The 25,060-nt window shown below is 59.8% G+C and carries 23 protein-coding genes; 11 read left to right on the forward strand and 12 right to left on the reverse strand.

Features of this window, described 5'->3' with window-relative positions; translation table 11 throughout:
• The first annotated feature begins 83 nt into the window (after positions 1 to 83).
• Complete coding sequence (locus tag KGB06_RS14975) at positions 84 to 980, forward strand: LysR substrate-binding domain-containing protein (RefSeq protein ID WP_223516988.1); 897 nt, start codon at positions 84 to 86, stop codon at positions 978 to 980.
• Between the two features lie 87 nt (positions 981 to 1,067).
• On the opposite strand, the gene KGB06_RS14980 is transcribed toward KGB06_RS14975, so the two are convergent.
• Positions 1,068 to 1,433 carry a DUF6124 family protein gene (locus KGB06_RS14980; RefSeq protein WP_223516989.1) on the reverse strand — a complete coding sequence of 122 codons (366 nt, stop codon included), beginning with the start codon at positions 1,431 to 1,433 and terminating at the stop codon, positions 1,068 to 1,070.
• A gap of 405 nt (positions 1,434 to 1,838) precedes the next feature.
• Here KGB06_RS14980 and KGB06_RS14985 point away from each other — a divergent pair, with 405 nt between their 5' ends.
• Positions 1,839 to 2,768, forward strand: a complete 930-nt coding sequence (locus tag KGB06_RS14985; protein WP_223516990.1) for a LysR substrate-binding domain-containing protein — start codon at positions 1,839 to 1,841, stop codon at positions 2,766 to 2,768.
• On the opposite strand, the gene KGB06_RS14990 is transcribed toward KGB06_RS14985, so the two are convergent.
• Positions 2,680 to 3,276: a DinB family protein gene (locus KGB06_RS14990; protein WP_223516991.1), complete on the reverse strand. Its 597-nt coding sequence runs from the start codon at positions 3,274 to 3,276 to the stop codon at positions 2,680 to 2,682. The two genes, KGB06_RS14985 and KGB06_RS14990, sit on opposite strands and share 89 nt — an antisense overlap.
• Before the next feature lie 281 nt (positions 3,277 to 3,557).
• Entirely contained in the window at positions 3,558 to 4,688 is a 1,131-nt protein-coding gene (locus KGB06_RS14995) for an NAD(P)/FAD-dependent oxidoreductase (RefSeq protein ID WP_223516992.1), read from the reverse strand.
• 430 nt (positions 4,689 to 5,118) lie between these two features.
• On the opposite strand from KGB06_RS14995, the gene KGB06_RS15000 reads away from it, so the two are divergent.
• From KGB06_RS15000 to KGB06_RS15025, 6 genes are all read left to right on the forward strand, one after another.
• On the forward strand, positions 5,119 to 5,382 hold the full coding sequence (locus tag KGB06_RS15000) for a hypothetical protein (RefSeq protein ID WP_223516993.1): 264 nt from the start codon (positions 5,119 to 5,121) through the stop codon (positions 5,380 to 5,382).
• Positions 5,383 to 5,686: 304 nt separating this feature from the next.
• Positions 5,687 to 8,407, forward strand: coding sequence for a magnesium-translocating P-type ATPase (gene mgtA / locus KGB06_RS15005; RefSeq protein WP_223516994.1), 2,721 nt, complete (start codon positions 5,687 to 5,689; stop codon positions 8,405 to 8,407).
• Positions 8,408 to 8,568: 161 nt separating this feature from the next.
• Positions 8,569 to 10,224, forward strand: a complete 1,656-nt coding sequence (locus tag KGB06_RS15010) for a Na/Pi cotransporter family protein (protein WP_223516995.1) — start codon at positions 8,569 to 8,571, stop codon at positions 10,222 to 10,224.
• The gene (locus KGB06_RS15015; RefSeq protein ID WP_223516996.1) at positions 10,212 to 10,580 is read left to right on the forward strand and encodes a DUF2493 domain-containing protein; all 369 of its coding nucleotides are present in this window, start codon (positions 10,212 to 10,214) and stop codon (positions 10,578 to 10,580) included. Before KGB06_RS15010 ends, KGB06_RS15015 begins: the two co-directional genes overlap by 13 nt.
• A gap of 195 nt (positions 10,581 to 10,775) precedes the next feature.
• On the forward strand, positions 10,776 to 10,973 hold the full coding sequence (locus tag KGB06_RS15020) for a hypothetical protein (RefSeq protein ID WP_223516997.1): 198 nt from the start codon (positions 10,776 to 10,778) through the stop codon (positions 10,971 to 10,973).
• Between the two features lie 222 nt (positions 10,974 to 11,195).
• Entirely contained in the window at positions 11,196 to 11,513 is a 318-nt protein-coding gene (locus tag KGB06_RS15025; RefSeq protein WP_223516998.1) for a DUF2388 domain-containing protein, read from the forward strand.
• A gap of 51 nt (positions 11,514 to 11,564) precedes the next feature.
• On the opposite strand, the gene KGB06_RS15030 is transcribed toward KGB06_RS15025, so the two are convergent.
• Positions 11,565 to 12,494, reverse strand: coding sequence for a pyridoxal-phosphate dependent enzyme (locus KGB06_RS15030; protein ID WP_223516999.1), 930 nt, complete (start codon positions 12,492 to 12,494; stop codon positions 11,565 to 11,567).
• A gap of 65 nt (positions 12,495 to 12,559) precedes the next feature.
• On the reverse strand, positions 12,560 to 13,351 hold the full coding sequence (locus tag KGB06_RS15035; RefSeq protein ID WP_223517000.1) for an SDR family NAD(P)-dependent oxidoreductase: 792 nt from the start codon (positions 13,349 to 13,351) through the stop codon (positions 12,560 to 12,562).
• A 124-nt stretch (positions 13,352 to 13,475) separates the two neighbouring features.
• Here KGB06_RS15035 and KGB06_RS15040 point away from each other — a divergent pair, with 124 nt between their 5' ends.
• On the forward strand, positions 13,476 to 14,423 hold the full coding sequence (locus KGB06_RS15040) for a GlxA family transcriptional regulator (protein ID WP_223517001.1): 948 nt from the start codon (positions 13,476 to 13,478) through the stop codon (positions 14,421 to 14,423).
• A gap of 52 nt (positions 14,424 to 14,475) precedes the next feature.
• Positions 14,476 to 15,135, forward strand: a complete 660-nt coding sequence (locus tag KGB06_RS15045; protein ID WP_223517002.1) for a methyltransferase family protein — start codon at positions 14,476 to 14,478, stop codon at positions 15,133 to 15,135.
• Positions 15,136 to 15,247: 112 nt separating this feature from the next.
• Here the strand turns inward: KGB06_RS15045 and KGB06_RS15050 are convergent, their stop codons facing one another.
• The 7 genes from KGB06_RS15050 to KGB06_RS15080 form a co-directional block, all read right to left on the reverse strand.
• Positions 15,248 to 15,910, reverse strand: a complete 663-nt coding sequence (locus KGB06_RS15050; RefSeq protein ID WP_223517003.1) for an HAD-IA family hydrolase — start codon at positions 15,908 to 15,910, stop codon at positions 15,248 to 15,250.
• A gap of 88 nt (positions 15,911 to 15,998) precedes the next feature.
• Positions 15,999 to 16,406: a response regulator gene (locus KGB06_RS15055; RefSeq protein WP_223517005.1), complete on the reverse strand. Its 408-nt coding sequence runs from the start codon at positions 16,404 to 16,406 to the stop codon at positions 15,999 to 16,001.
• A 114-nt stretch (positions 16,407 to 16,520) separates the two neighbouring features.
• Positions 16,521 to 18,128, reverse strand: a complete 1,608-nt coding sequence (locus tag KGB06_RS15060; protein ID WP_223517007.1) for a GMC family oxidoreductase — start codon at positions 18,126 to 18,128, stop codon at positions 16,521 to 16,523.
• Between the two features lie 162 nt (positions 18,129 to 18,290).
• Entirely contained in the window at positions 18,291 to 19,508 is a 1,218-nt protein-coding gene (locus KGB06_RS15065; RefSeq protein WP_223517009.1) for a mandelate racemase/muconate lactonizing enzyme family protein, read from the reverse strand.
• A 13-nt stretch (positions 19,509 to 19,521) separates the two neighbouring features.
• Positions 19,522 to 20,844, reverse strand: a complete 1,323-nt coding sequence (locus tag KGB06_RS15070; protein ID WP_223517011.1) for an MFS transporter — start codon at positions 20,842 to 20,844, stop codon at positions 19,522 to 19,524.
• Positions 20,845 to 20,928: 84 nt separating this feature from the next.
• Positions 20,929 to 22,353: an aldehyde dehydrogenase gene (aldA, locus tag KGB06_RS15075; protein ID WP_223517019.1), complete on the reverse strand. Its 1,425-nt coding sequence runs from the start codon at positions 22,351 to 22,353 to the stop codon at positions 20,929 to 20,931.
• Between the two features lie 238 nt (positions 22,354 to 22,591).
• On the reverse strand, positions 22,592 to 23,524 hold the full coding sequence (locus KGB06_RS15080; RefSeq protein ID WP_223517013.1) for a LysR substrate-binding domain-containing protein: 933 nt from the start codon (positions 23,522 to 23,524) through the stop codon (positions 22,592 to 22,594).
• A 184-nt stretch (positions 23,525 to 23,708) separates the two neighbouring features.
• Between KGB06_RS15080 and KGB06_RS15085 the strand changes: the two genes are divergently transcribed.
• Positions 23,709 to 24,887 carry a hypothetical protein gene (locus KGB06_RS15085; protein WP_223517015.1) on the forward strand — a complete coding sequence of 393 codons (1,179 nt, stop codon included), beginning with the start codon at positions 23,709 to 23,711 and terminating at the stop codon, positions 24,885 to 24,887.
• Positions 24,888 to 25,060: the final 173 nt, after the last annotated feature.

A 25,060-nucleotide genomic window follows, 5' to 3' on the forward strand; every position in this document is an offset into this window, starting at 1 on the left:
CTGACCGTTGAGCAGATCCTAGATTGCGACAGTCGGACCGTCCAAGACATAATGCGCAGCACTTGAGTCCCTATAGGTCTGACATGATCGACATTCGCCAATTGCGCTACTTCCTCGCCGTCGCCGAAGAAGAACACGTCGGTCGCGCCGCCGAACGCCTGCACATTTCCCAATCGCCGCTGAGCCGGCAGATCGCCCAGCTCGAAGAACGCCTGGGCCTGACCCTGTTCGAACGCAGCCAGCAACGCATCCGCCTGACCCGCGACGGCCAGACGTTTCTCGCTGAAACCCGTGCCCTGCTGACCCATGCAAATCGCCTCGAATCCCTCGGCAAACGCCTCGGTCGCGGCGAAGAAGGCGGCTTATGCATCGGCTACATCGAAAACGCCATGCATGCCGGCGTGCTGCCGAATGCCTTGCGCGTGTTGCGCGTCGACCGGCCGAACGTGCATGTCGCGCTGTACAACCTGAGCTCCGTCGAGCAACTCGAAGGACTGCGCCAGCGTAGTCTGGATATCGCCCTGGTCGGCGAACCGCCCGTCGCTGATGATCCGGATCTTCTGGGTTTTCAGGTGCTGGACGATCCGATGCTGCTGGCCCTGCCCGAGCACCATCCCCTCGCCCACCAGTCGGAACTGACCCCGGCCGACCTGGCCGATCAGGAATGGATCGGCGTGCAACACCGCCAGAACGTCACCAGCCGCGACGACTTCGTCAGCGCCTGTATCCGCGCCGGCTTCACCCCGGACATCCGCATGGAAGCCACCGAACCGTTCACCGCATTGGGGCTGGTGGCGTCAGGGTTGGGGATAGCGATGATTCAGAAAGGCCTGAGCCGCAATGCACCACCGGGTGTAGTGCTGCGGGAAGTGCCGTGGATTTCGTTTACCACGCCGTTGTGGGCAGCGTGGCACCGGATTAATTTGCGGCCGTTGGTGGAGACGTTCAGGAAGGTGCTGACGGAACCGGATTCGGCTTGAGCCGAGATCAGTGTAGGAGTGAGCCTGCTCGCGATAAGGCCCGGACAAGCACCGCAAAACTCAGCTATCAGCCATGCAGTTGTGGCCTTAGCTTTGCGGATCGAAGTTATCCAGCATCCGGTTCACCGCCAGTTCACCCAACATCACGGAATGTTGAATGCCAAGCAAGGTGTGGCGCTGTGTACCGTTCAGTTGCCCCGCGAAATCGCTCAACATGACACTCGCTGACGCCAACGTCTCACAGGCGTTGACCAGCAGGGATTCGTTATCGGTGTCGGGGCCGACGAAGTAGATGGTGCTGGGTTTGCGTGGCGTGTCTTTGGGGATGACCGGTTTGAGGTAGTAATCGAGGGCGCGGTCGGCGGCGGTGTTGAGCTTTTTGGAATCGGTGGATTCGTAGGGGGAAACGTCGTCGGTGTCGGTTTCTGGCGGGTTAGGTGTGATCTTGAACATAGTGAAACTCCAAATCAGAACAGAGGAGCCATCACTTTCGCTACCAAACGAAGAGGTGGTGACCATACGCGGGTTGGTAGACCGGTGACTTGGAAACCGGCGCGCTCGAAAGCGCCCTGCGCATGGCCACCATAAAGACGCAGACCGCAGGGGCTGCATCAGGTGTGCTATGCACTAAGTCAGCCGGGCTACCAAACCCGATCGCTGTTTTTCAGCGACCGGCAAACAGTAAAGTCCCGGCCCAAGGCGCACAAGCCGGCGGATTCTGGCGCAGTCGTAGGCAACGGCGCAAGGTTGTGTAGCCTCACAGAGTGTCTGGAGATGTGTGTTAAACATCGCCGTTTAATGACCCTCTCAGGTTTGATGCTTTACTGAACAGACCCTCAAATCCTGCGAGCCTCCAACATGAACCGCAACGACCTGCGCCGCGTGGACATGAACCTGTTGGTGATTTTCGAAACCCTGATGTTCGAGAAAAACCTGACCCGCGCCGGGGAGAAGCTGTTCCTCGGCCAGCCCGCCGTCAGTGCCTCACTGGCGAAATTGCGCGACCTGTTCGACGACCCGTTGCTGGTGCGCAACGGTCGCACACTGGAGCCAACCCCGCGTGCGCTGGTGATTCTGAAGGAGTTGCAACCGGCGATGGACACCATTTCCGGTGCGGTCAGTCGGGCCAAGGATTTCGACCCGGCCACCAGCCGTGATGTGTTTCGCATCGGCCTGTCCGATGACGCCGAGTTCGGCCTGTTTCCGCCGCTGCTCAAGCAGATTCGCGAGGAGGCGCAGAACGTTGTGGTGGTGGTGCGCCGGGTGAATTATCTGCTGATGTCATCGATGCTCGCCAGCGGCGAAATTTCTGTCGGGATCAGTTACACCACGGAGCTGCCGGCCAACGCCAAGCGCAAGAAGTTGCGCGACTTGAGTGTGAAGATTTTGCGCGGTGATAACCGGCCCGGGCCCCTGACGCTGGACGAGTTCTGCGACCGGCCGCATGCACTGGTGTCGTTTTCCGGGGACTTGACCGGGGCCATCGACAACGACCTGGCCCGTATCGGTCGCTCACGGCGGGTGGTATTGGCGGTGCCGCAATTCGCTGGGTTAAGGGCGCTGCTGGCCGGCACCGACATGCTGGCCACGGTGCCGGATTACGCCGCGTGTGCGTTGATCGAAGGCAGTAGCCAGTTGCGTGCCGACGACCCGCCGTTTGACATCGTGCTGTCCGAGCTGTCCATGGTCTGGAACGGCGTCAACGATAACGATCCGGCAGAACGCTGGTTGCGTTCGAAAATTGCACACTACATGTCGGCTCCACTGCCGGGGCATGCAGCAACGTGAACGCTGTCGGTTGGGTCTCGCGCAGGTACACCGGCAGGTCCGTGACCGGTGGCATGGCCGGGATTTCGAAGTACATCTGGATCACCCAACCACGGTGATAGCTGGCGTGATTGACCACGTGCATCAGTATCGCGCCTGCGCTCATGGTGCCGCTTTCGCCCGACACAAACGAAAACTCGACGGTTTTATCCAGCGACGCCTCGGTCTGCCGTTCGCTCCAGTCACAGTACCAGTGATCGATCTCCCGTTGTGCCATGCGCAGTTCGCCAAGGTCGGCATGCAACAGATCATGTGAGGTTTTGAAGCCGTGCCCTCGGCCTTCGAGGTGAGCTTGCCAGATGCAGTCCACCACGTAGATGTGGTTCAGGGTGCCGATCATGTTTTTGAACACCGAGACGCGTTCTTTACTGACCTCCCCCGCCGGCAATGCGGCCAGGCTGTCAAAGAGGCGCTGGTCGGCCCAGTTTTTGTAATCGGCAAGCATGCGGGCAGTGCGTACGTTGATCATGAGAGATCTCCCATGGTGATGGGCGCACTGCAAAGCATAGCCCGCTCGGCGGGCGGCATCGCAAAGGCTGATAACCGGCACCTTCGCGATGCGTTCTGTGTAGCCGCCGTGTAGCAGCTGTCGAGCAGCGCGAGGCTGCGTCCGGCTCGGTCCGCGCTCGGGCGAAGCAGTCGTGAAATCAGGCGACGCGGTGTTTCAGAAAGGCCGCGTGTGCAGGGTTTACGACTGCTTCGCCCGAGCGCGGACCGAGCCGGACGCAGCCTCGCGGTGCTCGGCAGCTGCTACAGGATTGTGTCGTCGACTGACTTGGGGGAAAGGCGCTCCACCACCCGATCGGCCAGCGCCAGGCAACTGGTCAGGCCCGGTGATTCGATGCCAAACAGGTTCACCAGCCCCGGCACGCCATGCTCGGCCGGGCCGCTGATAGTGAAGTCGGCGGCCGGTTCATTAGGGCCATTTATTTTCGGGCGAATGCCACTGTACGCGGGTTGCAGACTGTTATCGGGCAGACCAGGCCAGTAACGTCGAATGGCCTCATAAAAACCCTCGGACCGGCGCGGGTCGACGCGGTAATCGATATGGTCGACCCATTCGACGTCCGGGCCGAAGCGCGCTTGACCGCCAAGGTCGAGGGTCATGTGCACACCCAGCCCGGCACTTTCCGGCGCCGGATAGACCAGATGCCGAAACGGCGCCCGGCCACTCAAGCTGAAATAACTGCCCTTGCACAGCCGGGCGGTTGGAACGTGCTGCGGCGCCAGGCCTTCGATGCGACTCGCCAACGGCGGCGCGGACAATCCAGCGCAATTGATCAACTCACGGCAGCTCAGGGTCATCGGCTGTACGCCGCCCAACTGCAACTCGAAACCTTGCCCGGTGCAACGGACTGACTCCAGTGGTGTGCGCAAGACAACCGACGCGCCGCCGGCCTCAGCATCGGCCTGAAGTGCGAGCATCAGCGCATGAGAGTCGATAATCCCGGTGGAAGGCGACCACAGCGCAGCCACGCAGGACAGCGCCGGTTCAAGCGTCCGGGCTCGCGCCGCATCCAGCCATTGCAAGTCATCGACGCCATTGCGCCGGCCCTGCTCCAACAACACGCGCAAGGCCGCACACTCGCGGTCATCGGTGGCCACGATCAGTTTGCCCAAACGCTGATAATCAACCCCGTGTTCATCGCAGAAGGCATACAAACGCTGCTTGCCCTCCACGCACAACTGCGCCTTGAGGCTGCCAGTCGGGTAGTAGATTCCGGCGTGAATCACTTCCGAGTTACGTGAGCTGATCCCTCCCCCAATGCCCTCGCCCGCTTCGACCACGATCACTTCCCGACCACTACGGGCCAACGCCCTGGCCACCGCCAACCCGACCACACCGGCGCCGACCACCACGCACTCGATATCCACGCTCAATTGCTCCTGACTTTGCGAAGGCCCTAACGTTAGCACTGCATTGAAGGGAGCCGACGGAAACTTGTTATCGGCCGCCAGCAAGTTCTTCCGCTTCCGTCACATGAACGACAACTCTCTGTCATTTAGCTGAATCAATCATAGAGCCCGCCGCTTTTTCCATTTAATACACTACTAATCGGGCATTTAAGGTTGACGTATCCAACCACCCTGAGTAAATTGCCCGGGCCTTCGACGAAGGCCTTTTTTCAACTCACAAAAGAATCCAATGGACACAGTATCTAGTCGCTGTCGGGTTACTGCGAAACTGCAGAATCTGGCACATAACCCAGAAAATGACGGGACTCGACTTTTCGGTCGGGTGAGCTGCGCTAGAGCTTGATGCTCCACCGTAACTTGCCTCACCGGCGTCCGTCCGGTCCAGAGGCATGTTATGAACTTCACCACCACTGTAATGCCCGGCGTACGCGCCTTTGCTTCGACCATGCGGGTCAAGCCCAGCCGTGAGCCTACGCTCGCGAACCGCGCCATTGCGCCGCTTTCCAGCCCTTCTTCCCCTGCCAGGGCACTCCCGCGTGCCAACTGGCGCGTCTGCCCGATGACGGGTAGGCTTCAGCAACGCTGGAGCCTGGACGACAGCCCGGAACCACCGAGTCGACGCATCGCGCGCCGCTTCCGGCTGCGAAGCCGAGCCTGACAGGCCGCACATTCAGTTGATTTGAAGGCACTTTAAAGTCCTTCCTATAACGGTTCCCCGAGAATGGAAACTGACAACTTCTTATTGCCTTTTAAAACACCAGTTAATTGGAGTTAGTTATGGACGAAGCCAGTAGACGGTTCGCTGCCTATCACTTTTCCATTGATAGCCAGCGAACGTTAAAACAACAAAACATTACTTCTGACATCGATCGCTTGTTTGCGGCTCGACATACATTCGCTCGCCTGTAGTTGGGTGAGCCGGCTGTGTGTCGTGCCGCAAGTCAGCGGCAGGAGCACACGCGATGACCACAGTAAAATCCCCGAATACCCGCGCCAAAGGTGCCAGCAGCGACATCGCCAAACTGTCGATGCGCGCCGCACGAGAAGCCCAAAATGGCCTGGCCGTGACCCTCGCCAACCTCAATGCAACCGCTGACGGCCTGACCGAACTGGAAGCCGAAGGCCGGCTGGCGCGTGGGGGCTACAACGAAGTGGCCCACGACAAGCCGCCTCACGCCCTCGTCCAACTGCTCAAAGCCCTGCACAATCCCTTCATCTATGTCCTGCTGACTCTGGCCGGCATCAGTTTCTTCACCGATTACTGGCTGCCGATCAGTCAGGGCGAAGGCGACGAAGCCGACCTGACCAAGGTCATTATCATCATGACCATGGTCACCTTGAGCAGCCTGCTGCGGTTCTGGCAGGAATACCGTTCCGCCAAGTCTGCCGAAACGTTGAAGGCCATGGTGCGCACCACCGCGACCGTGCTGCGGCGCGAGCAAAGCGGCAGCCGTGCGGTGCCGCGTGAAGTACCGATGCGCGAGCTGGTGGCCGGCGATATCGTGCAACTCAGCGCCGGTGACATGATCCCGGCGGACATTCGCCTGATCGAATCCCGCGACCTGTTCATCAGTCAGGCGGTACTCACCGGTGAAGCCTTGCCGGTGGAGAAATACGACACGCTGGGTAACGTCGCACAGAAATCCGCGACCGGTAACGCAGCCGATCAGTCGAACCTGCTCGACCTGCCGAACATCTGCTTCATGGGCACCAACGTGGTCAGCGGCACCGCCAATGCCGTGGTGGTCGCGACCGGCTCGCGCACCTACTTCGGCTCGCTGGCCAAAGCCATTGTCGGCTCGCGGGTACAAACGGCGTTCGACCGTGGGGTGAACAGTGTCAGCTGGCTGTTGATCCGTTTCATGCTGGTGATGGTGCCGATCGTGTTCCTGCTCAACGGCTTCTCAAAGGGCGACTGGAGCGACGCGTTTCTGTTTGCACTGGCTGTGGCGGTCGGGCTGACCCCGGAAATGCTGCCGATGATTGTCAGCGCCAACCTCGCTAAAGGCGCGATGGCCATGGCCAAGCGCAAAGTGGTGGTCAAGCGACTCAATGCGATCCAGAACTTCGGTTCGATGGACGTGCTGTGCACGGACAAGACCGGCACCCTGACCCAGGACAAGATCATTCTGGAGCACCACGTCGACAGCCACGGCCGGCGCGACGACGCGATCCTCGAACTGGCGTGGCTCAACAGTCATCACCAAAGCGGCCTGAAAAACCTGATGGACCAGGCGGTGGTTCAATTCGCCAACAGCAACCCAAAGTTTCGGGTGCCGTTTGCCTACAGCAAGGTTGATGAGTTGCCGTTCGACTTCGTCCGTCGGCGCCTGTCGATCATCGTCAAGGACAGCCGCGACGATCACCTGATGGTGTGCAAAGGCGCGGTCGAGGAAATGCTGTCCATCGCCAGTCACCTCCATGAAAACGGCAGCGTCGTCGCCCTCGATGATCAGCGCCGCAAAGACCTGCTGGCCCTGGCCAACGAATACAACGAGGACGGCTTCCGCGTATTGCTGGTTGCCACCCGCGAGATCCCGAAAGCGCAGAGCAAAAACCAGTACACCACCGAGGATGAGCGCGAGCTGGTGATTCGCGGCTTCCTGACCTTCCTCGATCCGCCCAAGGAAACCGCAGGCCCGGCCATTGCGGCGCTGCGGGACATGGGCGTGACGGTCAAGGTGCTGACCGGCGACAACGCTGTCGTCACCTGCAAGATCTGCCGCGACGTCGGCCTGGAACCGGGCACCCCGCTGCTCGGCCAGGACATCGAAAACATGGACGACACCACCCTCAAGCTGCGTGTCGAAGAACGTACGGTGTTTGCCAAGCTGACGCCGCTGCAAAAGTCCCGGGTGCTGAAGGCGTTGCAAGCCAACGGTCACACCGTGGGTTTCCTCGGTGACGGCATCAACGATGCCCCTGCCCTGCGCGATGCCGACGTCGGTATTTCGGTGGACAGTGGCACTGACATTGCCAAGGAGTCGGCCGACATCATCCTGTTGGAAAAGAGCCTGATGGTGCTCGAAGAAGGCGTGCTCAAGGGCCGTGAAACCTTCGGCAATATCATGAAGTACCTGAACATGACCGCCAGTTCCAATTTCGGCAACGTGTTTTCGGTGCTGGTGGCCAGTGCGTTCATCCCGTTTTTGCCGATGCTGTCGATTCACCTGCTGCTGCAAAACCTCATGTACGACATCTCTCAGCTGGCGCTGCCCTGGGACAAGATGGACAAGGAGTTCCTGAGCAAACCGCGCAAGTGGGACGCGAAGAACATCGGCCGTTTCATGCTGTGGATCGGGCCGACCTCGTCGGTGTTCGACATCACCACGTTTGCGCTGATGTGGTACGTGTTCGCTGCCAATAGCGTGGAAATGCAGAGCCTGTTCCAGTCCGGCTGGTTCATCGAAGGGCTGCTGTCCCAGACGCTGGTGGTGCACATGCTGCGCACACAGAAGATCCCGTTCTTCCAGAGCACGGCGGCGTTGCCGGTGACTCTGATGACCGGGTTGGTGATGGTGCTGGGCATCTACATTCCGTTCTCGCCGCTGGGCACGCTGGTCGGTTTGCAGCCATTGCCGTGGGCGTACTTCCCTTGGTTGGTGGGCACCTTGCTCAGCTACTGCGTCTTCGCGCAGGTCATGAAAACGATCTACATCCGCCGCTTCAAGCAGTGGTTCTGATGGCTTGAACACCCCCTTGTAGGAGCCGAGCTTGCTCGCGATAGCGGTGTGTCAGTCGACACCAATATCGGCTGGTCTGCCGCTATCGCGAGCAAGCTCAGCTCCTACAGGTTTTTGGGCGCGGCCTTCGATCAATGCGACACGGAATAAGGAGAGTTCTCATGTCGGGAACGACTCTACTGATCAACCTCGCAGGCGCCATCGCATTGCTGCTGTGGGGCACTCACATGATTTCTTCGGCGTTACTGCGCGGCTTTGGTTCGCCATTGCGCCAGTGGCTGGGCCACAACCTGAACAATCGCTGGATGGCATTGCTGTCGGGGATCGGCATCACCGGCCTCCTGCAAAGCAGCACCGCCGTCAGCCTGATGGCGACCTCGTTCACCGCCGCCGGCACCCTCGCGCTGGCCCCGGCGCTGGCCATGATGCTGGGCGCCAATATCGGTTCGACCCTGGTGGTGCAACTGCTGAGCCTCGACATGTCGATGCTCATGCCACTGATGTTGCTGACGGGGTTGATCGTCTTTCGCCTGCGCGATGACTCACGCTTTGAAAGTGTCGGCTGTGCGCTGATCGGCCTGGGGCTGATGCTGCTGGCCCTGCACATGCTCGGTTCCACCCTGGCGCACGTCGAAACCACGCCGGTGTTTCAGCTGATCATGCAAAGCCTGGACGGCGACCTGCTGATTGCACTGTTGGTGGCGCTGCTGCTCACCTGGCTCTGCCATTCCAGCGTGGCCGTGGTGTTGCTGATCGTCTCGCTGGCCGCGACCGGCATGCTCTCGGCGACCACCCTGGTTGCGTTGGTCTTGGGTGTAAACATTGGCGGTACCTTGCCGTCAGTGATCAACGCTGGATCCAGCGTCGGTCGACGTTTGCCGCTGGGTAATCTGCTGGTGCGGGTGGTCGGTGCGCTGGCGGTGTTGCCGTTTGCCGGACTGTTGGCCGAGACGAGCCTGAATCCGTCGACACTGGTCGTGGTCCTGCACAGCGGTTTCAACTTGTTGTTGGCGCTGGTGTTCATCGGCTTGACTGACGTACTCGCCAACGCCCTCACCCGGCTGCTGCCGGATCCGGTGCGGGAAGTCGATCCCGGAATGCCGCACTACCTGGACGAGGCAGGACTGGAGGTGGCCAACATCGGTTTGTCCAACGCCGCCCGGGAAGCCCTGCGCATGGCCGATATGTTCTCGGCGATGCTCGGGCGCCTGTTGCAGGTGTTCCACACCTCGGCGCCGACCTGCGTCGACGACGTCAGACGCATCGATCAATCCCTGGACCTGCTCAGCGCAGCGATTCGTGCCTATCTGGCCGACATCGGCAAGGAAGGCATCAGCGACGACGATGCCGATCGCGCCCAGGAAATCCTTTTGTTCGTGATCAACCTCGAACACGCGGCGGACATTCTCTCCAGCAGCCTCGCGCAATTGGCGATGCGCCGGGTGCGCCGTGGCGAACAGTTCTCGGCGTTCGAGCTGGGCAACATCGCCCCGCTGCACGACGCCTTGCTGGAAAGCCTGAGCCTGGCGATCAGCGTGTTCCTGCGCGAAGACATTGCCACCGCCCATCAACTGATCAGTCGCAAGGAAACCGTCAGAGAACTCGAAGCGCACGCCAGCCGTGAGCATTTTCGCAAGTTGCAGGAAGACAAAAACACCTGGGCCGAATCCGGTGACATCTTCCAGCGCGTGCTGCGCGATTACCGCCGCGTGCACCACCACATCGCCGCCCTCGCCTATCCGCTGCTCGAACGCGCGGGTGAGCGGGTGATCGAGAACAACGATCCGGCGAAGGAAACCCCGACATGCGCCTGCTGATCTGTGCGGGTCGCCATTACGCCGACAGTGGCCAGTGCCGACGGGTGCTCGACGCCTTCCAACGCGCGCACCCGGTGCGTGTGCTGATCCATGGCGGCAACCAGCACCTGGGCGGTGTCATCGAAGAATGGGCGCGGGAACAGGGCATCGACATCGTGCGTTACCCGCCCAACTGGCAACGCCACGGAAAGTCGGCAGAGCGCTTGCGCAACCAGTTCATGTTGCGCGACAGCCGACCGGACGTGGTGATTGCCCTGCCCGGCGGCGAAGACACCGAAGCACTGCTCGCCCAAGCCCGGGCGGCCGGTCTGCAAACCCTATCGCTAGCCACCCCAAACACAACGCAGCCCTTGTAGCAGCTGTCGAGCCCGTGAGGCTGCGTCCGGCTGCGAAGCAGTCGCGAATCCGATTCGCGCGGTCTGCCTGACGCACCGTGAGTTCTGACTGGACGACTGCTGCGCAGCCGGGCGCAGCCTCGCCGGCTCGACAGCTGCTACAGGGGTTTGCAGTTAGAGGGGGCCGCTTTCCAATGAAACTTCGAGGTAAACCTCATGCAGAAACCGACTCGTGAATTGATGTCTTTTGTACGCAGTCTGCCGCCCGTGCAAGGCCGAAAGGTGCGGCGCAATGTGTTGTTCGTCAGTATCACCCTGAGCCTGATCGCACTCCTGACGGTGATGTCCAACGCCAAAGCGGCCGGCGGTGCGTACGTGGTGGATGATGCCGCGATCAGGCCAACGGGGTGTTGATCAGGCGTGGCAGGCCGGACCACGGTTTCACCTTGGCGAGCGTATCGACGTTGATGTGGTGGCGGAACGTAACCTGACAGGGGAACGTGATCAGTGGCTGTTAACCGGAGCAACACTGCGGTTTTGAACGATATTGCGGCGATAAGGAACTCCTGGCGATCGCCGCGCATCCTAACCTTAGAGGTACTTCCTATTTGCTTCACGCTTTCAGAGGACACCGTCATGCGCCGTCTGATTATTATTTCCTCACTGATGCTGTGTTTACCCTTCGGTTCGGCTATGGCCGATGTGGATGCGGGAGATGTTGCCACTTCAGCCGGGGTCTCAGCCTCGCTGTACTCGACATTCAAAGATAAGAAGCTGCTGATTCCCGCTCAGGATGACGCCTCGAGCTTCGTTGCCAGTGGCGGTGCGATTCGCGGGGTTTATCTGGAGTCGGTGTTGAAGAAAATTCGTCAGGACAATCCCGGCCTCAATGCCAGCGATGAAGACCTGGCCCGGGCCATCCTGGTGCAGGAAGGCGATTCCGCCGGTAAATGAAAGCCTTAAAACAGCGGTAGGGCTTGTGACACATCAATAGCGTTTCCAGCCCTACTTCGCTCGCCTACCGGATAGGCGTGCCCAGCCAGCGACTAATTGCGCACTGACACTCACCCCACCACAGACCACGATCACCACGTCGTGCGCATCGGCTATGGCTCGATGGTCCAGGTACGCTACCGCCAATGAAACACCGCACGCTGGTTCCACCAACTGACGCATGTCACTGGCGAAACGAACCACGCCCATGATTGCATCCTCATCGCTAAGCACAACGCACTGGTGCGCAAAGTCCTGGATGTGCTGCACCGGCCAGGCCGCGACTTGCGCCGCACCCAGCGAGGTCGCCACGGTGTCGATGCGTGGCAACCTGACGGGATGCCCTGCTTCCACGGCGGCCGCAAAAGACGCGGCGCCCTCGGTTTCGCAGGCGATGATCCGGCAGTCTGTGCGGCCATGGCGAATCAACCCCGTGAGGATGCCCGCCAGCAATCCGCCGCCCCCTACCGATGTCACCATCACATCCACTTGAGGACACACTTCCAGGACTTCATCCACCAGCGTGCTGTGCCCTTCCCACAACACCGGGTGATCGAAGGCCGGCACGTATTCGGTGTCCGCGTCCTGCGAGAGCTCTCTTGCCCTTTGATTGGCTTCGTCCCAGACCTTGCCATGGACAATGACTTCAGCGCCGGTTTTTCTGATCCTGGCGCGGGTCGTCTCAGGGGTCGTGTGCGGCACCACAATGCAGGCACTCAGCCCCAGGCTGGCGGCGGCAATGGCGGTGGCAAAACCGGCATTGCCGCCCGAAGGACAAACAACTCGGCGTTTGCCCTGCGCCTTGGCCTGACTGCACAGAAGCCCCATGCCACGCAGCTTGAACGAACCACTGGGTTGCAGGTTTTCCATCTTGAGCCAGATCCGTCGGGTCGGGGTCGACAGCCCCCAATGCAGGATCAACGGCGTTCTGATGTGCAGCATCGCGGGTGTCCCAAAGGTGAACCCTTCTTATCCAAGCTTAGTTCACCCTGCCCCCCGCCCCTGTTTTAGCGATAGCGCGGTGCAGCGCTGGAGTTGCCGAACAACCCGGAAAGGGTCTGACGCTGGGCTTCGTAACGGTCCCACTGTTCGCCGTCGTGCAGGCTCGGAATGGTCACCACTTCGCCCTTCGCCAGGCCTGCCAGCGCGGCGTCGACCATGTCTTGCGCCGACATCACGATCTCTTGCGGCAGGTTTTCCACCGGGTTGCCGGCCTCACTCCAGAAATCGGTCGCCGTCGCACCGGGCAGTACCGCCTGGACACGAATGCCTTTATCCGCCAGTTCGCGGTGCATCGACTGGCTAAGGCCCAGCACAAAGGCCTTGGTCCCGCCGTACACGCCATTGAGGATTTCCGGCGCGAAAGCAACAATCGACGAGATGTTGATGACGGTTCCCGTGCCACGCGCGACAAAGCCTGGCACCACCGCATACGCCAGACGCATCAGCGCGGTGACGTTGAGGGTGATCATCTCTTCCATCTCATCGACCGGGCTGCCCAGCAGCGGCATGACCGCGCCCACACCGGCGTTGTTGACCAGCAAGGTGATGCTGGCGTCGTTACGCAAAATTTCCTCGACCCGCAGCACATCGGCTTTGACCTTCAAATCGGCCGCGACCACTTCCACCGCTCGGCCGGTTTCGTTACTCAGGTGGTTAGCCAGCGCATTCAGTTTGGCCTGGCTGCGGGCGACCAGAATCAGGTCGTAACCCTGGCGGGCTAGACGGTCGGCATACACCGCGCCGATACCCGAAGAAGCGCCAGTAATCAGTGCTGTGCCTTTGGATGAGAGAGCCATGTTGAGTTTCCTTCACAGTGAGGCGAACAGTTCGCCGGGTGTGAACCGTTATAAAGCCTCTTACACTTGTCTCAAATGACGTTTAAAGTACGTTTTCAGGACATGTCCTTTTGAGGGTCTAGCGATGACTGCCGTGGCATTTGTGGTGTTCGAGGGTTTCCAGTCCATGGCGCTGGCCGCCATGTCGGTGTTCGAGTACGCCAACTTCAGCGCCGGTGAGACGCTGTATGACGTCAGTGTGATCTCACAAGACGGCAGCACGCTGCGCGCCTCCGGTGGTTTGAGTGTCGGGACCCAGGCGTTCGATGAACGGGTGTTCGATACCGTCATCGTGGTCGGCGGCGATGCCATCATCGAACAGTCGCCCGAAGGCGTACTGAAATACCTGCGCCGCCGCGTGGACACCACACGGCGCATGGCGTCGATCTGTTCGGGGGCATTTGTACTGGCCCAGGCCGGTCTGCTCGATGGACGGCGGGCCACCACGCATTGGGCCTATGCCCGGGAGCTGCAAGCGCGATTCCCATTGATCAAAGTGGAAGAAGACCGCATCTACGTGGTCGACGGCTCAATCTGGACCTCGGCCGGCATGACCGCCGGTATCGACCTGGCGCTGGCCATGGTCGAGAAGGATCACGGCGCGGAACTGGCGCGTTCCGTGGCACAGAAATTGGTGATGTATCAGCGTCGTGCGGGCGGCCAGTCCCAGCATTCGGCGTTGCTCGAACTGGCGCCAAAATCCGACCGCATTCAGACCGTTCTCGGCTATGCCCGGGAACACCTGGCCTCGCCCCTGTCGGTGGAGCAACTGGCAGACGTGGCGCGCCTCAGCCCTCGGCAATTCAGCCGCAGCTTTCGCGCCGAGACCGGGCAAACGCCGGCCAGGGCCATCGAAAACTTGCGACTGGAGGTGGCGCGGCAGATGCTCGAACGCGGGCGCCTGACCCTCGATCAGATCGCCACCGAGGTCGGCTTCACTGACCGGCGCCGCATGCGCGAAGCCTTCCTTAGGGCATTCGGCCAACCGCCGCAGGTGATTCGGCGCAATGCCAGGTCCGAGTTGAACGCGTGAGCAACATCGGGCCTCTAAGCTGAAAAGGGTCATTGCACATCACGAGGTGCTCATGAAAATCTCGCCCAAACTGGCGTTTTTCGCCATCGTCGGCACCCTCGCCTACCTCGGTCTTGCGGTGTGGGGATTGGGCGGGTTTGCGGCATTTTTTACACATGCGCCGTTAGTGGTGGTTGCCTTGGCGACCGTGGTGATGACCGTGGCTTCGCTGTTCACCGAGGTCAACTTGAGTTCCGGCGAACGTGAGGACCGGGCCAATCGCTGGGTGCTTCCGGCGTTCGGGGTGATTGGATTGCTCAGCGGGTTCTTGCCTGCCTACACCGACCGGATTGACGTCTGGACATTCGGCGGTGAAGGCCTGCGCTGGATCGGTGCGTTGCTGTTCATCGCTGGCGGTGCGCTACGCTTGTGGCCCGTGTTTGTGCTGGGCAAGCGCTTCAGCGGGTTGGTGGCGATTCAGCCGGGGCACAGGCTGGTCACTGACGGGATTTATCGACGCCTGCGCAACCCCAGCTACCTGGGAATGTTGGTGATTGCCGTGGGCTGGGCGCTGGCGTTTCGTTCGGGTGTCGGGCTGTTGCTGGCGGCGTTGACAGTGATGCCGCTGATTGCGCGGATTCACGCTGAGGAAGCGCTGTTGAGGGCGAAGTTTGGTGGTGAGTACGACAGTTATTGCGCCAACACCTGGCGGCTGATTCCCGGAATCTATTAGCCACGACACCGATCCATGTAGGAGTGAGCCTGCTCGCGATAGCGGTGGATCAGTCGGTATTGATATGACTGATCCACCGCTATCGCGAGCAGGCTCACTCCTACAATTAGATTTATTTGAGGCGGATATAGTGGTCAGGGTCCACAGATGCGGTTACCGACTGATAATTGGCCAACGTTGCATGTTGCGTCTGAATCGCATGCTCATGCGTCTCGGTGATGATCACCAAATCCGCCCCTGCCGCTTCCGCCGCCAGAATCCCCGCTGTGGCATCTTCGAAAATCAAACACTCCGTCACCTCGACACCCAACCGTTTCGCCGCCAGCCGATACCCCGCAGGATCCGGTTTACCGGCGCTGACATCTTCGGCCGTCACCATGACATCAGGTTCGGGAATCCCCGCCGCCGCCATCCGGCGCAAGGCCAGTGCTCTTGGTGCAGAGGTCACGATTGCCCATTGACCGGCCGGCAAGGCCTGAAGGAAAGCCGCCGCACCACGAACCTCGACTACGCCTTCCACGTCCTCGATTTCCGCCTGGGTAATCCACGCCGCTTCAGATTCGGCATCAACCCCCGGCAACCCCTGGCGATTGACCGTATCGATGGCGCGCACGCCGTGAATGGTCGGCAGGAAGGACGCGACATCCACCCCGTGGCGCAAGGCCCAGATCGTCCAGATCCGCTCGGCGGCGGCGATGGAGTTGAGGACAGTGCCGTCCATATCGAACAGGAAGGCGCGGTAAGGAGTGTTGAAAACGGATGGATGAGCAGACAAGGATCAGCTTCCTTTCGCAAGGGCCAGGCAGGTAAGCCAGCAATGTAGCATTTACTTGCGAGACGGGCTCAGGAGGCGCAATAGCGCTTCAGCTGACGGGCTTGGACTTCAAGGCGCCTTCGACACAGTCCAGCAATTGGCCGAGCGCCCAGGGCTTTTTGATAAACGAGACTGAATGCCTCACGCCGGAGCTTTGTGGTGTTTCGAAACCGGACATGATCATGATCGGCTTGTCTGGCCAGCGGTCGCCAAACTGATTGGCGAGGTCAGCGCCATTGAGCGTGCCCGGCATGCTGATGTCGGTGAGCAACAGACGGACATTGTCGGAGTGCTGCTCCAGGTACGCTGAAGCGGCATCCGCGCTAGTCTGTGACTTAACCACGAACCCTTCTTCCTGGAGGATTTCGCAGAGAAATTCCAGGATCAACGGATCGTCTTCGACCACAAGAATCAACCCGCCAGAAACGTTCGTGCCTGCCGTCGATACTGGCCCCATGATTTTGCCACTCCCTGAATACACCCATGATTTTCGCGCGCTAAATCCGCTCTCTATCAATTATGAGCAGCAGTCTTGGCGGAAATTCATTTTTGATACTCAGAGGCGACGAAATCAGGCGTCCTGCAAAATCAGATCGGCGCCCTTCTCTGCCACCATCAACACCGCCGCGTGGGTATTGCCGGACGTCACGTTAGGGAAAATCGATGCATCGACAATGCGCAATCCTTCCAGCCCATGGACTTTCAATCGTTTGTCGACCACAGACTTCTGCTCGTCCGCCCCCATCGCGCAGGAACCGCACAGGTGGTAGATCGAACCGCTGTTTTCGCGGAAATATTGCAACATCTGTTCGTCGGTTTCGACGACTGGCCCCGGCAATACCTCTTCAACCGTGATGCGCTTGAGCGCCGGTGCCTGCATGATTTTGCGCATCAAGCGGCTGCCCTGGATGACCTCGTCGATGTCTTTTTGCGTGCTCAGGTAGTTCGGGTCGATCCTTGCTGCGTCCCGCGGGTTTTTCGAAGCGATCTCGATGTGCCCGCGACTGGTCGGCCGGCACGGGTTGAAGCACAACAGAAAGCCTGAGTACGGCTCCGGCTTGAGGCTGGCCTTATTGTTTTTCGGGATCTGGTACGACAGCGGGTTGAAGTACAGCTGCAAGTTCGGGTGGGTCTGCTGCTCATTGCCACGGAAAAATCCGCCGGCCTGATTGACACTCATCGCCAGCGCGCCCTTGCGGGTGAACAGGTATTTCAGACCGAGTTTGAACTGACCGAACAATGAACTCAGTTGATCGTTGAGCGTCGGGATATTGGCCTTGTAGTAGTAACTGGCGCACAGGTGATCCTGCAGGTTTTGCCCCACCGCCGGCAGATGCTTGACCATCGGGATCTTGTGTTTGGCCAGCAGCGCCTGATCCGCGACACCGGACAGTTGCAGGATCTTCGGCGTGTCTACTGCACCGGCGCAAAGGATGATTTCCTTGTTGGCGGTGAAGGTTCGCACCACGCCGTGCTGGGTGATGGAAATCCCGGTTGCGCGGTCGTTATCGAACAACACGCGATCCACCAGGGCGAAATGCTCAACGGTCAGGTTCGACCGAGACAGCGCCGGGTGCAGATGCGCAAAGCTGCTGGAACAACGTTGGCCATTTTTGGTGTTGACGTCATAGATGCCCGAGCCTTCGAATTTTGGCCCGTTGAAATCGTCGCTGTGCGGATAGCCGAGCTCGTCGCAGCCCTTGAGGAACACATCGCAAATCGGATGGGTCTGGCCCTTCATCGGCGTGATGCTGATCGGGCCGCTGGAGCCGTGGTATTCGCTGTCGCCCAGCGGATGGTTTTCCAGTTTGCGGAAATACGGCAGGACGTCCTTGAAGCCCCATCCTTCGTTGCCGTTGGCCGCCCAATCATCAAAATCGTGGGCTTGGCCGCGGACGTAGATCATCGCGTTGATCGATCCCGAACCGCCCTGCACTTTACCGCGTGGTGCGTAGATTTCGCGGCTGTTCAGCTGCTTTTGTGGCTGGCTGTAATACATCCAGTTGAAGGTCGGGTTGTAATACATTTTGGCGAAGCCGACCGGGATCTTGAACCACAGGGAACTGTCCTTGCCGCCCGCTTCCAGCAGCAACACCGAATGTTTGCCGCTGGCCGAGAGCCGGTTGGCAAGGATGCAGCCTGCGGCGCCAGCGCCAGCGATGATGTAGTCGTATGTCATGCAGGGTTACCGCGTAAGTCGTTGTACAAAATTCGGATGGACGATGCGATCCCCTGTGGGAGCCAGCCTGCTGGCGATGGCGGCCTGACATTCAACATCAATGTCGACTGATCCACCGCTATCGCCAGCAGGCTGGCTCCCACAGGAACCGCGTCAGGCCTGTCAGCCTCTGGCTGGCGATGTGTCTTTGACGTCCGCCGGGGTCGGCGCCATTTGCAGGTGCAGGCGCTCGCCGGTGTACGGCGAATGCTTGCGCACCACGTCCATGTCCAGCTCCACGCCCAGGCCCGGCTCGGTGGACGGGATGATGTAGCCGTCCTCCCATTGCAGCGGCTTGGTCAGGACTTCGGCATGGAACCCGCCCCAGGTCATGATGCTTTCCTGGATCAGGAAGTTCGGCGTGCAGGTCGCCAACTGGAAACTCGCGGCCGCGCCAATCGGCCCGTTGTAGAGGTGCGGGGCAATCTGCGCGTAATAGACTTCGGCCATGCTGGCGATCTTTTTCGCTTCCAGCAGCCCTCCGCAGCGGGCGACGTTCATCTGCAAGATCGACGCACCACCGGCCTGCAACAGTTTGAAGAATTCGTACTTGGTGGTCAGCCGTTCGCCCGTGGCAATCGGAATCGAGGTCTTGGCCGCAACTTGCGCCATGGCATCTTCCTGACCCGGCGGCACCGGCTCTTCGAACCACAGCGGGTCGTACTTCTCCAGGCGCTTGGCCAGGCGAATCGCCGAGGACGGGACCATTTGCCCGTGGGTGCCGAACAGCAGGTCGCACTTGTCGCCCACCGCTTCGCGGATCTTGCGGCAGAAGGTTTCGCAGCGCTCAAGCACTTCCAGGGAGATCTGGTGCCCGGAGTACGCGGTGTACGGCCCGGCCGGGTCGAACTTCACGGCGGTGAAGCCTTTATTCATGTTCTCGATGGCGCACTCGGCGGCCAGGTCCGGGTCGTCGTAGTCGTACTCGCCCTTGCTGTTCACCGGATAGAGATAGGTGTAGGAACGCAGGCGCTCGTGGACCTTGCCGCCCAGCAGTTCATACACCGGCTTGTTCGCCGCTTTACCAATAATGTCCCAGCAGGCCATTTCCAGACCGCTGACCACACCCATCATGGTCAGGTCCGGACGCTGGGTGAAACCGCTCGAATAGGCCTGGCGGAAGAAGCGTTCGATGTGGTGCGGGTCCTGGTTGAGCAGGTAGCGTTCGAACACGTCTTCGATGATCGGCAACATGGCTTTGGGGCCGAAGGTCGCGGCGTAGATTTCGCCCACACCTTCGATGCCGCAATCGGTTTTGATTTTGACGAACAACCAATACATGCCGCCGATGTGCGGTGGCGGAACGGCGACGATATGGGTTTCTAAGGCGACGATTTTCATCACAGACACCTGCTTATTTCAAAGAAGTCTTGTTCAAAGATTTACGATTGATACGAGCGCGCAAGGTCAGGGCCGCGAAGGTCCCGAGCAGGCCGACGAATGCGATGTAGCTGAAATACAGCTTGTAACCAAAGGCACCCGGGTAATGCTCAGTGAGGTAGCCGTTGATCAAGGGAATGAACGCGTCCGGCAGGTAACCGACCACCGAGACAATGCCAATGGCCAGGCCGGTGATGCGCAGCGGAATGTTGCAGGTGTCGAGGATCGCCCAGTACAAACCGCGAATGGCGTAGGTCATCAGGCCGATGAAAATCACCGTACCGATCAGCAGGCCCATGCTGTTGAGCGCCGGGAACACGACCAGGCCGACCATCGCCAACGTCGCGCAGAACAGCGCCACGATCAGCACCGAGATGTTCGAAAATTTGTCACCGAGCCAGCCACCGCCGATCCCGCCAATCGGGCGCATCCACAATTTGAGGGTGGTGATGGTGCCCGCCATGACCGCGGTCATGCCGCCGCCTTGCAGGTAATCGGAGAAGCTGTAGGTGGCCCAGAAGATGTGATAACCGCAGAACACGATGGCCGTCACCAGCCACAACTCAGGGATTTTCACCAGGGTGGCCAGGTCGCTGAGCAGGTTGTACTTGCCCTTTTCCACCGGCGCGGTGTCGTCCATCGACTTGGGGTCTTTAATCAACACCAGTACGCAACCGATGGCGATGCAAGTAAAGGCATAGAGATAGACGACGTGTTTGAAGCCCTCTGCCGCCGACTCGCCACGAGTTTCGGTGGCGAAGGCAAACAGGGCCAGTGCGACGGTGGCCAGCAACGCTTCGACCAGGCCGCGACCGCCATCGAGGATGCCAAAGAACCGACCCTGTTCAGTGTGATGCGCAATCATTTTTACGCGCTTGAGTACCGAAGCCCAGAACGTCAGGCCGGTGGTCAGGCCCCAGCAACCGAAGATGATCATCAACCCGGTCATCGACGGCGCGGTGGAGTACCACAGGCCCAAGGCACCGGTGGCGACCAGCGAGAAGAAAATCAAAAAGCGTGGGGCGATGCGGTCAGCCAGCCAGCCGCTAGGCAAGTAGCTGAGGAGGAAAATCGTACCGAGCATCGAGTACAGATAACCCAGCTCGCTGTGGCTGATCTGGAACACGTCGAGCATGGTGGTCTGGTAGACCTGACGCAGGTACAGGATCGGGTAGATCGCACCGGCGGCCAGTACCAATAGCATCAATTGGAAATAGCGACTTCCCTTGTCACTGTGGCTTATTGAACCCGCGTTCGAACCCTGAACAGCGGCAGCAGTGGATGCATGCTTGGACATCTAGGTGACCTCTGGCTGCCCGGTGGTCCGGGCAGCCCTGTTAATTGTTTTTATGGGTGCTGCGTGAAGCGTGTGCCTGGTGGATCAGTACTTCATGACCACGAGACGGGTCTGGGTGAATTCGAGCATGCCGTGCTTGCCGTCATCGCCGCCCAGCCCTGAACGTTTCCAGCCGGCGTGGAAGCCCTGATACGGGTCGGCCGGGGTGCGATTGACGTACAGCTCGCCGGCTTCAATGGCGTTGGCGACTTTCATCGTGGTGCGGTAGTTCTCGGTGTACAGCACCGAGGACAGGCCGAACTGATGGTCGTTGGCCATTGCCAGGGCTTCGTCGATGTCGCCGTACTTGAGCACCGGCAACACCGGGCCGAAGATCTCTTCCTGGATGATTTCCATGTCCTGACGGCAGCCGCTGAGCAGGGTCGGCGGGTAGAAATGACCTTTGCCTTGTGGGATAAAACCACCGGTTTCCAGGACCGCGCCGTCCGCGATGGCGCGTTCGACCATGGCGTGAATGTTCTGTTGCGAACTGGCGTTGACCAACGGCCCCATCTGGCTGGCGTCGGTGGCGCGGTCGCCAAACTTCACGGCGCTGATTTTCGATTTCAGCAGCGCGAGGAATTGGTCGTAGACACTTTCCTGCACGTAGACCCGCTCCACGGCCGTGCACAACTGACCGCAGTGGGTGGTCTTCGAGGCGACGATGGCGCTAGCGGCCGCTTCAAGATCGGCATCCGCTTCGATGATCGCCGGGGTTTTGCCGCCCAGCTCGAGCGATGGCTTGGCAATGTTGGCCTTGCAGTAATCGAGCACGATGCGCCCGGCGTTGACGCTGCCGGTCAGAGTGATCAGGCCGACAGCCTTATGGGTGCAAACGGCGGCGGCAGTCGCGTGGTCCATGGTCAGGATGTTCACCACCCCGGCCGGCAATCCGGATTGCTGCACGGCCTTGGCGATTTCAAACGCCGAGGTCGGTGTGTTGTTGCTTGGGCGCACCACCACGGTGTTGCCGGCAATCAGCGCCGGGGCGATTTTGCGCAGCAGTGTATAGACCGGGTAGTTGAACGGAATCAGGCAGGCAACCACACCAATTGCCTCGCGGTGCAGAAACAGGTTTTCGTTCGGGGAGTCGCTGGGAATGATCTCGCCTTCAATGCGGCGTGCCCACTCGGCGTGATAACGGGTGATCTGCGCGGCGTAACGGGCTTCGTTGCTGGCATCGGCAACGCTTTTGCCGGATTCGGCGGCCAGGGCAGCACCGATGTTTTCAGCGCAGGCATCCAGGGCATCGGCGAAGGAGCGCAGGTGTTCGGCGCGCTCGATGCTGGTGAGTTTGCCCCAGACCTTTTGCGCGGCGGCAGCGGCTTCGACCGCATTGACCGCCTCCACAGCAGTGGCCGCCGAGACGTGGCCAACCAGTGCTTCGGTCGCCGGGTTATAGACTGCGATCAGCGCGTCGCTGGCAGGTTCTATGAATTGGCCGTTAACAAAATTTCGCTCGAGTCGCATGTGCATCGCCCATCGTTGTTTTTATCCAGTTCGACCAGTCTTGGCATCCTGAGCGAGTTGAACAAACGATTTATTGAGCGGGCAAACATTCGAAAAATGCAGGTTACTCCCAAACCAATGGGATTTACTGTAGGAGTGAGCCTGCTCGCGATAGCGGTGTATCAGCCGACAACTTCATCGCCTGACACTACGCTATCGCCGGCAAGCCGGTCTCACTCCTACAGGGGATCTGTGTGGATTAGAGGGCAGCGGTTGAGGGTTCGAGTTGTCTTTGTGCCAACCAGATTTCTTCCTGCAACCACTGACTGAACACCTGCAATTGCGGCATCAGGGTCTGCTCCGGTCGGGTCACCAGCCAGTAGGACTGGTGCCCATCCACGTGCACGTTGAGCACCTGAGTCAACTGCCCGCTGGCCAGTTCCGGGGCGACCATGTGCCAGTCGGCGATGGTAATGCCCAGGCCGTCGATGGCCGCGCGAATCGCCAGGTCCAGCAAGTCGAATTCATACCCACCCTGGGTGTCGACCCCGGTGATGCGAGCGGCGTCCAGCCAATGTTTCCAGGTCAGGTAGCGCTGGTCTTCACGGGCCAGCACATGCAGCAACGTCAGGCGATTGAGGTCAATGCCCTGCTCGCTCCACTCCCGCGCATACAAGGTCGGGGAGCACACGGCGATGTGCCGCTCCTGGATCAGCATCGAGCTGTTCAGGCCATCCCATTCGCCATCGCCGAAACGGATCGCACAATCGAGGGTGCTGGTTTCCGCCAGGCTATCCTGCAAACGCGTGGTAATGCTCAACTCCAACTCAGGATGTTTTTCCCGCAAGCGCCCCAGGCGCGGCATCAGCCAGCGATTGGTAAAGGTCGGCGGTGCGTTGATGTGCAGGCGATTGGAATGGGTTTTCTGTTGGATGCTGCGCACCGTCAGCTCGATCTTGTCAAAGGATTGATGCAGCGCCCGCAACAACACTTTCCCGGCGCTGGTCAGTTCCAGGTGATGGTGGCGGCGCTCCAGCAGGCTCTCGCCGAGCTGTTCTTCCAGCTGACGCACTTGGCGACTGACCGCGCTCTGGGTCACGTTCAACAACTCGGCGGCGCGGGTAAAACTACCGGTGCTGCCGGCCACTTCAAACGCCTTGAGGGCATTAAGACCGGGCATTTTGCGTTTCATGTAAAGCACTCGAAAGCGGTATCTGATCGGCCAAGCATCCCACGACCGCCAGAAATTGTCCTACAGGATTTTCTCAGTAACATGCATCTGAGGAAGGTTTCTGCACATTTTTTATCGTTTGTTCAACACACCATTGATCGCAAGACTGGCCGGCATCTCATATAAAAATAACCGAGAGTTGCCCATGCCCTTCCCTGCTTCTCTGCGCCTTAGTCCGTTGCACATCGCTCTGCTCTGCACCTTTGCGGCCCCTGCCATGGCCGTGCAAGTGACCGACAACCTCGACCTCGGCGGCGCGGTTCGTGTGCGCTGGGACTATGACCCCGACCGTGACATTCAGAAACTAAATTTCGACACGGCCTTCCTCTCGGCCAAGTACAACTCCGACACCTGGATCGGCGCGGCCAAGTACCGTTATTACGGTCGAGCCTACCCGTATCAGTACACCGATAAAGTCGGTGACGTCCAATTCGCCGAGACGGCGTGGATCGGCTACAAGTTCAACCCGGACCAACAGGTCCAGGTCGGCCTGAACCAGGTGCCTTTCGGTTTGCAGCCGTATTTTGGCAGCACCTTCTTCGAAACCCTGGGCAACGTCATCGGTGTGGAAGACCTGTCAGAAGTCGGCACAAAGTACATCCAGCAAATCGGCGACTGGAACATCCAGACCGGTTACTACCTGCGCCCGGCGTGGCAAGGCAAAGGCACCAGCAACGGCGCCACCTACTCCAGCGTTGTCTCCGAAGCCGACAGTTACGTCACCGACGGCAGCAACAACCAGGAACGCCACGCCGTAGCGCTGCGGGTGGCCAAAGCCCTGGATCTGGGACCGTGGAAATCGGAAATTGGCCTCTCCGGCCTGACTTCATCCCTTCAAAACCAGGACACCGATGACAACGGCCGGCGTAATGCCGCAGCCGTGCATTACATGGGCAAAAACGGCCCATGGGGCGTGCAGTTGCAGGCCGCGCGACAAGAGATGTCGCCGCGCAACCCTGGCACCGATGAACTGGTCACTTTCGGCGGTTATGACGGCACGTACAACGTCGCCAGTCGCGGCAACCTGTACGTGGCAGATCTCAGTTACGACGTGACCGGCAAATACCTGTTCGATCAGGTCAGCGGGGTCAAGGTGTACGCCAACTACAGCGCCTTCGACAAATCCGAAAGCGGGTTCAAGACCTCTGAACGGATGATCGTGGGCAGCTCGTTTTCAGTGAGCAAATTGTGGGTCGCTACGGAATGGTTGTTTGGCAAAAACGATCCGTACATTGGGGGTAGCAGCTATACCCAGAGTCTGGGGGCTGGCGGGAGTGATCAGTGGGAGAATCAGGTGTATATGAACGTCGGGTATTACTTCTGATCCAGCATTTTTAGCGTCTTTGAGGACGCCTTCGCGGGCAAGCCCGCTCCTATGTATGGACTCGCCCCCACTGTCTACCTGCTTTTCAAACACTGCTACCCGGTTGCATCTATGTATAAGGCCTATTCGAGGAAGCCATCTTTGGCTTCTGGCCAACATTGGTTGAGCTCACG

The sequence above is a fragment of the Pseudomonas sp. GL-B-19 genome, from assembly GCF_019956415.1.
GTDB lineage: Bacteria > Pseudomonadota > Gammaproteobacteria > Pseudomonadales > Pseudomonadaceae > Aquipseudomonas.

What these genes read in the sequence shown, in the direction of transcription:
- KGB06_RS14975 (WP_223516988.1), top strand. Translation starts at nt 84, where the DNA reads ATGATCGACATTCGCCAATTGCGCTACTTCCTCGCCGTCGCCGAAGAA.
- KGB06_RS14980 (WP_223516989.1), bottom strand. Translation starts at nt 1,433, where the DNA reads ATGTTCAAGATCACACCTAACCCGCCAGAAACCGACACCGACGACGTT.
- KGB06_RS14985 (WP_223516990.1), top strand. Translation starts at nt 1,839, where the DNA reads ATGAACCGCAACGACCTGCGCCGCGTGGACATGAACCTGTTGGTGATT.
- KGB06_RS14990 (WP_223516991.1), bottom strand. Translation starts at nt 3,276, where the DNA reads ATGATCAACGTACGCACTGCCCGCATGCTTGCCGATTACAAAAACTGG.
- KGB06_RS15000 (WP_223516993.1), top strand. Translation starts at nt 5,119, where the DNA reads ATGAACTTCACCACCACTGTAATGCCCGGCGTACGCGCCTTTGCTTCG.
- mgtA (WP_223516994.1), top strand. Translation starts at nt 5,687, where the DNA reads ATGACCACAGTAAAATCCCCGAATACCCGCGCCAAAGGTGCCAGCAGC.
- KGB06_RS15010 (WP_223516995.1), top strand. Translation starts at nt 8,569, where the DNA reads ATGTCGGGAACGACTCTACTGATCAACCTCGCAGGCGCCATCGCATTG.
- KGB06_RS15015 (WP_223516996.1), top strand. Translation starts at nt 10,212, where the DNA reads ATGCGCCTGCTGATCTGTGCGGGTCGCCATTACGCCGACAGTGGCCAG.
- KGB06_RS15020 (WP_223516997.1), top strand. Translation starts at nt 10,776, where the DNA reads ATGCAGAAACCGACTCGTGAATTGATGTCTTTTGTACGCAGTCTGCCG.
- KGB06_RS15025 (WP_223516998.1), top strand. Translation starts at nt 11,196, where the DNA reads ATGCGCCGTCTGATTATTATTTCCTCACTGATGCTGTGTTTACCCTTC.
- KGB06_RS15030 (WP_223516999.1), bottom strand. Translation starts at nt 12,494, where the DNA reads ATGCTGCACATCAGAACGCCGTTGATCCTGCATTGGGGGCTGTCGACC.
- KGB06_RS15035 (WP_223517000.1), bottom strand. Translation starts at nt 13,351, where the DNA reads ATGGCTCTCTCATCCAAAGGCACAGCACTGATTACTGGCGCTTCTTCG.
- KGB06_RS15040 (WP_223517001.1), top strand. Translation starts at nt 13,476, where the DNA reads ATGACTGCCGTGGCATTTGTGGTGTTCGAGGGTTTCCAGTCCATGGCG.
- KGB06_RS15045 (WP_223517002.1), top strand. Translation starts at nt 14,476, where the DNA reads ATGAAAATCTCGCCCAAACTGGCGTTTTTCGCCATCGTCGGCACCCTC.
- KGB06_RS15055 (WP_223517005.1), bottom strand. Translation starts at nt 16,406, where the DNA reads ATGGGGCCAGTATCGACGGCAGGCACGAACGTTTCTGGCGGGTTGATT.
- KGB06_RS15060 (WP_223517007.1), bottom strand. Translation starts at nt 18,128, where the DNA reads ATGACATACGACTACATCATCGCTGGCGCTGGCGCCGCAGGCTGCATC.
- KGB06_RS15065 (WP_223517009.1), bottom strand. Translation starts at nt 19,508, where the DNA reads ATGAAAATCGTCGCCTTAGAAACCCATATCGTCGCCGTTCCGCCACCG.
- KGB06_RS15070 (WP_223517011.1), bottom strand. Translation starts at nt 20,844, where the DNA reads ATGTCCAAGCATGCATCCACTGCTGCCGCTGTTCAGGGTTCGAACGCG.
- aldA (WP_223517019.1), bottom strand. Translation starts at nt 22,353, where the DNA reads ATGCGACTCGAGCGAAATTTTGTTAACGGCCAATTCATAGAACCTGCC.
- KGB06_RS15080 (WP_223517013.1), bottom strand. Translation starts at nt 23,524, where the DNA reads ATGAAACGCAAAATGCCCGGTCTTAATGCCCTCAAGGCGTTTGAAGTG.
- KGB06_RS15085 (WP_223517015.1), top strand. Translation starts at nt 23,709, where the DNA reads ATGCCCTTCCCTGCTTCTCTGCGCCTTAGTCCGTTGCACATCGCTCTG.